Annotated in this window: 5 protein-coding genes and 1 pseudogene; 1 reads left to right on the plus strand and 5 read right to left on the minus strand. The window is 40.9% G+C overall.

Features of this window, described 5'->3' with window-relative positions:
• Positions 1-565 precede the first annotated feature (565 nt).
• Positions 566-817 (plus strand): annotated as a pseudogene (locus Q8P28_05635) (restriction endonuclease subunit S).
• A gap of 12 nt (positions 818-829) precedes the next feature.
• On the opposite strand, the gene Q8P28_05640 reads toward Q8P28_05635, so the two are convergent.
• The 5 genes from Q8P28_05640 to Q8P28_05660 form a co-directional block, all read right to left on the minus strand.
• Entirely contained in the window at positions 830-1,126 is a 297-nt protein-coding gene (locus Q8P28_05640) for a hypothetical protein (protein ID MDP2682274.1), read from the minus strand.
• Positions 1,127-1,133: 7 nt separating this feature from the next.
• Entirely contained in the window at positions 1,134-1,553 is a 420-nt protein-coding gene (locus Q8P28_05645) for a hypothetical protein (GenBank protein ID MDP2682275.1), read from the minus strand.
• Positions 1,553-2,257 (minus strand): TIGR04255 family protein, encoded by a 705-nt coding sequence (locus tag Q8P28_05650; GenBank protein ID MDP2682276.1) that lies wholly within the window; start codon positions 2,255-2,257, stop codon positions 1,553-1,555. The genes Q8P28_05645 and Q8P28_05650 overlap by 1 nt, the downstream gene beginning before the upstream one ends.
• A 433-nt stretch (positions 2,258-2,690) precedes the next feature.
• Positions 2,691-2,972 (minus strand): UPF0175 family protein, encoded by a 282-nt coding sequence (locus Q8P28_05655; GenBank protein MDP2682277.1) that lies wholly within the window; start codon positions 2,970-2,972, stop codon positions 2,691-2,693.
• A gap of 18 nt (positions 2,973-2,990) precedes the next feature.
• On the minus strand, positions 2,991-5,606 hold the full coding sequence (locus tag Q8P28_05660) for a CBS domain-containing protein (protein MDP2682278.1): 2,616 nt from the start codon (positions 5,604-5,606) through the stop codon (positions 2,991-2,993).
• Positions 5,607-5,796 lie beyond the last annotated feature (190 nt).

Here is a 5,796-nt window from a genome sequence, read left to right on the forward strand (position 1 = left end):
AAGTCTTACTGCTTCTTCCTTAAACTGCTTATCGTATTTCCTGTTCACTTTCCTTTCTTGCATTTCACACCTCCTTAGGTTATATGATTCTACTATAACCTAACCCTTTGGTGTGTCCACTATTTCGGGGGAGGTGCAATAATAAACGCCATGATTTATTGTTTGTTCGTGTCGAGCCAGATCTCGATCAGTACGTTAACAAGATCCTATTGGCGGGAGAATATCAAGACAAGAATAAACAGAAGTTTATATTTGCGGAGAATGGCAAAGCTATCTGGCCTCAACGTTCGTTTAAGTACGAAATAAAATTAGATTTTGTAATGAGCGATAGCCCTGAAAGTGATGCAGTATGTGATCGTATTCTGTTTGTTGACGTGCAAAATAGAAAAGTCCGCTCAGTAACTGCATGGGGTTTTTCTTTACAAAATGACCGATTGCTGATTTATGAGCCTAATAAACCGTGTAAAAGCAGCAAACTTCTATATTCCTTAAAGCGAATAAAATAAGGTAAAAGTTAACCAAAAGATCGAGCCCCACGAAACGGGGCTCATCTTCGCGTTGGCTTGTTTATTTCCTGAATATTTCTGATTTATCTGAATATCTTACTGGGTTAACGGTTAAGAAACTTAATCAAGAGAAGCTAAGGAATATTGGAATCCCCCTCCCTTCCCTTTCCGAACAGCAAAAAATCGTGGCGTATCTGGACTCACTTTCCCAAAAATCCCGCATGCTTCAAGAATTACAAAAACAAACCGCATACGATTTGTCCAGCCTCAAGCAATCCATTTTATCAAAATCATTTAACGAGGGAATTTAAAACGAAAAAAATCTATGCTCGTTTATTCAAAATACCTTTTTCCCGCAGAACCGAATTATATTCATCACCGCTCATAGGACATTGTAAAAGATCCCTTGTTTCTCTCAAGGTGTCTAATCTCAGTTCTTTCTTAATGGCGCTCAAGAGATTATCATCATAGGTTTTGTAACCGCTGCCGCGTGACACAAAGGCATACGCCCCTGTGCGTTTACCGTTCACCTCATGATAAAAATATTTGTGATCCCCGCCTTCTTGAATAAATCCCTTTTTTCGTAAAGAAGCCTCAATAAGTTTCCTTTCTATCGGCATAATTTCATTATTCCTCAATAAAAAGGGTTTCATAGACCTTTTTCAGACGGATAGCATCGCCGGTTACTTTATCAAATGGCAGTTTTTTATAATAATTATAAAAATGTATAATATGTTCTGATAAATCTGCCATTGCTTCAGTTAACGACTTGCCTGTCCCAACTACGACTAATGTTTCGTTTTCAGCGAAAAAAACATTGTCATCTACATGGAAATAAACCTTGATGGGCTTGGTAGACCTATAATGTTTCTTTTTGACCGGTATTGTCCACAAAGGAGCGCTCAAATTATGGCCTGTAAATTCTTTGCCAGGCATCCTCTCCTGTGCTGTGCCTGATGGGAATTGAGATAAAGAAGAAAACGCAGACACTGCCTCTCTATCAATATCTTTAGGCATGGTTTGACCGTAGTATGCGGCATAGGTCATTATATGGTTTCTCCTCTTAAAAACATTCTATACCTATCGGTAATTAAATCTTCAAATAACTGTCTTGCATAGTTGTGGCTTTCATCCAAATATTTTTCTATATTTTTTATTAAAAGGCCTTCTTCTTTAGCATAATCAAGGTCGAGCAAAATGGCTTCGCCGGTTTGGTTTGCAGCCTTCAGAGTTTCAAGTCTTGTTGTAATTGAGCCTTTTTCTGTTTTGGATATAAATCCCACACTGATATTAGAATATTTTTCCGGCACGGTGCTTGGCATGTGAAGCTTGAGATTGAAGAACCTGTCTAACGGGACTACGCCTTCTTCCCGTGTAAATGGGACAATGTTTACATATCTAAAACCTGTTCTGTTGAGCAAATTTATTTTTGGATAAGCCTTTCTGAATTCTTTAATGAGTTTTAAGACTTCTTTTTTAAAAACAGTAAAGCCGGGATATCTGCGACAATAATATGAGAACCTGTTAAGAGACAACATTATTCCGGCATTACGATCTTTGTTCTCAAAACGATATGGCTCAAGGGCGGCAAACCCGTCTTTTTTTGTTGGAGGAACTAATATATTTGAAAATTCGCCGCGAACCAAATCAAAAAATAAATCTCTTTTACACTCAACCGCCGGCTCTCCGGGAAATCTTATTTCAAAAATAACTTCTACAAGAGGCGAGTTGGGATATATTTCAAATTTCACTTTTTTTGACAAAGCAACCCTCTAAGTAGGACTTGTTCAATTATATCACAACCATACTGCTTTTAAAAAAATAGTGCCCATGAAATATCATAAATCTGTAACAATGTAAAGCGCTATCTGTCCTGACAAGCGAATGCCCTTTCCCAAAAATCCCGCGCCCTTCAGGAATTGCAAAAACAAACCTCAGACGATTTATCCGCCCTCAAGCAATCAATTCTTCATCAGGCATTTTGCGGGATGATGTAAATGACGCTCTGAAAAAACTACCTTTTTAAGAATTGTCATGCCCGAATGTTTCTATTGGGCATCCACTGTCTTTATGTGTTGTTTAAGACGCTGGATTCCCGCTAAAAGTTTGCGGGAATGACAGTAAAAAAAAGGCGACCTATCTATTTTTAAACTGAAGAATTGCCCTTCATGGCTTACTGCCTTGTTATTGCCTGCTTCTCTTCTTCACAAACCTTTCCAAAGAATAGATTACATCCCCTGTATCGAGGTTTCCTTTCACCCCTTTTTCAAGAAGAAGTTCCAGTGTTTCTATCTGAGTAAGGCCAATAAGCCTTGACGCCTCAGCGAGGGAAAGCTTCCCGAACCTGTACATATTAGCCACATAGGTTTCATACCCTATCATTAACAACTTCCTGATAGCGGTGGACTCCTCAACCTTCTCTTCTTTCTCCACCATCTCAATTGCGCTCATCAATTCATCAGGCATCCTGAAGTTTCATGGTTTTCACTTCGACACAATCTCTTTCACCGCTTTTTCCTCATCAGTTCTTGTCCTGATATCTTCGTCCAGTCTCTTTTCAAGCAGCACATTAAGAATCCGGCTGTAAATAGGGCCTTCCGGTATGTCTAATCTCTTAAGGTCATCTCCATTAAGAAGCGTCTTGCAATCTTTTAAATGGGTTATAAAATTGGAGATAGTCTTTTTTGTATTATCAGACTTTGCCTTTGCCATTATATACAGGATATTCTCCATCGGGACAGGTTTCAGAAGCTTATAAACCTCGCTGTTTTTTAACCCCTTTTTCATCTGCAGCATGTTTAACGCCTTTATTGCTGCGCCCCTTGCCTCCAGTATATTCACCCGGTGCTTGCCGGCAATAACAAACCTTTTCTCCATCTCCAGGGCATCGTCATCCTTTAACTGGTCTATAACGGCAAGAAACAATACCAGCCATTCCTCAACTCGTTCTTCCATGTAGAGGAGTTTATACCATGCAAGCACATCCCTTGCCCTTTCCAGAAGCAGCATCTCTTCCTTATTAAGGTTGATGTCAGGATGGATGTATTTAATCAGGTCAAATTCCTTAATACGGTCAATAGCGCGGAGGAAGTTTTCTTCTTCAAGTATAGCCCTTATTTCATTTAAAAGCCTCTCACCGCTTATCCTTTGCAGGAGATTTAACTTAACCGCATTTTTTATAAGACCCTGTGTATGCTTGCCCATTGTAAAGCCGTATCGCTGTTCAAATCTGATGGCCCTGAAAACCCTTGTGGGATCTTCAACAAAGCTTAAGTTGTGCAACACCCTGATGGCCTTATCCTTTATATCCCTCTGGGCGCCGAAAAAGTCTATAAGTTCGCCGAAATTTTTTTGATTTAGCGCTACAGCAAGGGTATTGATGGTAAAATCCCTTCTGTATAAATCAAGCTTTAAAGATGATAATTCAACGGTCGGCAATGCCCCCGGCCTTTCATAAAATTCAAGCCTTGCAGTTGCTATGTCAATCTTAAATCCATCGGGAAATATGACAACCGCCGTTCCAAACCTCTCATGGCTTTTTATCCTGCACCCGAACCTCTTTGCAAATGCGCCGGCAAATGCAATGCCGTCGCCTTCTGTAACTATGTCAATATCCAGATTTGCGTATCTTAAGATTAAATCCCTCACAAAACCGCCGACAGCGTACGCCCTGTATTCAAGCTCATCAGCCGCCTTGCCTATATTTTTTAAAATATCCACTATCTTTGCCGGCAGCCTTTCCTCCATGAGTCTTGTGACTGCCTTATGTCTCCTGAGAGGCGCCTCTTCCGCCGGAAAAGGTTCTATCTTGAGTTCCTCATGAAGCAGCCTCAAAAGGTCTGTGCGGGTTATAATGCCCACAATCCTCCCATTGTCTGTCACAGGGAGCAGTCTTTGGTGATGTCCGATAATTGCATCTTGAACATCTGACATGGAAGCCGATGGGGCGACTATTTCAAATTCAGGGCTCATATATTCCTTTACAGACACATCCTTTAAGCCGTGGTAGATGGCCTTTTCAACCACCTGCCTTGTTATAATCCCGAGGACGCTTTGTCCCCTGACAACAGGTATTGCATTTATACCATATCTGATAAGTATATCCTTGGAATCCATTATAGACGCATCCTCTGAAAGGGTGACAGGCGGGCTGGACATAATATCCCTTGCAAATCTTTTTGGCGTAATCCTGTCTTTTAAAACTGCTGTAAGTTTCTCTCTGGCCTGAATTATTGTAATGTCCTTTAATGTAGCGGATGCAGCAGTCGGATGACCACCGCCGCCAAGTATCTGCGCAATCTCGCCCGCATTTACCTCTTTTATCCTACTCCTTGCGATAAGGTGGATTCTATCCTCCATGCTGATAAGGGCAAAGAGGCAGTTGATATTTTCAATATCCTTGAGCCTGTGAACCAGAACAGCCATATCCCCCATATATTTATCAGCAGACGCCTCTGCAATCACCACATCTATGCCGTCAAAAGAATAGGTGGTTGCTGACTTAAGAAGGTCGTTCAAGAGAGAGACCTGCTCTGCTGTAAGCTCTTTGGTAATCATATCTGACACAATATTCAGGATTGCGCCTTTGGATAACAAGAATGCCGCCGCCTCATAATCCTCTACAGTGGTGGATGAGAATGTCAGAGACCCTGTATCTTCATATATGCCAAGCATAAGCACTGTGGCCTCTTCAGACGTAAGCGGTATCCCCTTTTCTTTGATTATGCGGACGAGGATGGTGGTTGTGGCGCCGTAAGGCTGGGTTACTTCAACGGAGCCGTGTATGTCATCAGGGGATTTTGGATGGTGGTCATAGATGTGAATATCAAGGCCGGGCTTGTTTATAATCTCCGCAAACTTGCCAATCCTTGCAGCCTGTCTTATATCAACCAGGATGAGATTTGTAATTTCACCCATTTTAATATTTTTTATCTTCTCTATGTCAAAGAGATGGAATGTGGACTTTTCAAAGAAATCCCTTAAATTCTTTTCAAGCGAGCCAGGGAAGGTAAGAACTGCGTCAGGATAAAGCTTTTTTGCGGCAAGCATGGATGCAAGCGTGTCAAAATCCGCATTAACATGGGATGTGATAACCTGCATGAAAAGATGCTAACATATGGCTAAGGGATTGACAAGTGCGCATGCCTTTAATGTAAAGCCAAAATAGAAATGTCCTATTCTTACCAAAATAGAAATGTCCTGTTTTATGTATCAGCCTCCCTCAATTCTTTTTTGTTTATATCTTTATATCTGTCAGCATGTTTACTGTAGTTCAATCTCCTCCATGGAT

Source organism: Deltaproteobacteria bacterium (genome assembly GCA_030690165.1).
Classification (GTDB): domain Bacteria; phylum Desulfobacterota; class GWC2-55-46; order UBA9637; family UBA9637; genus JACRNJ01.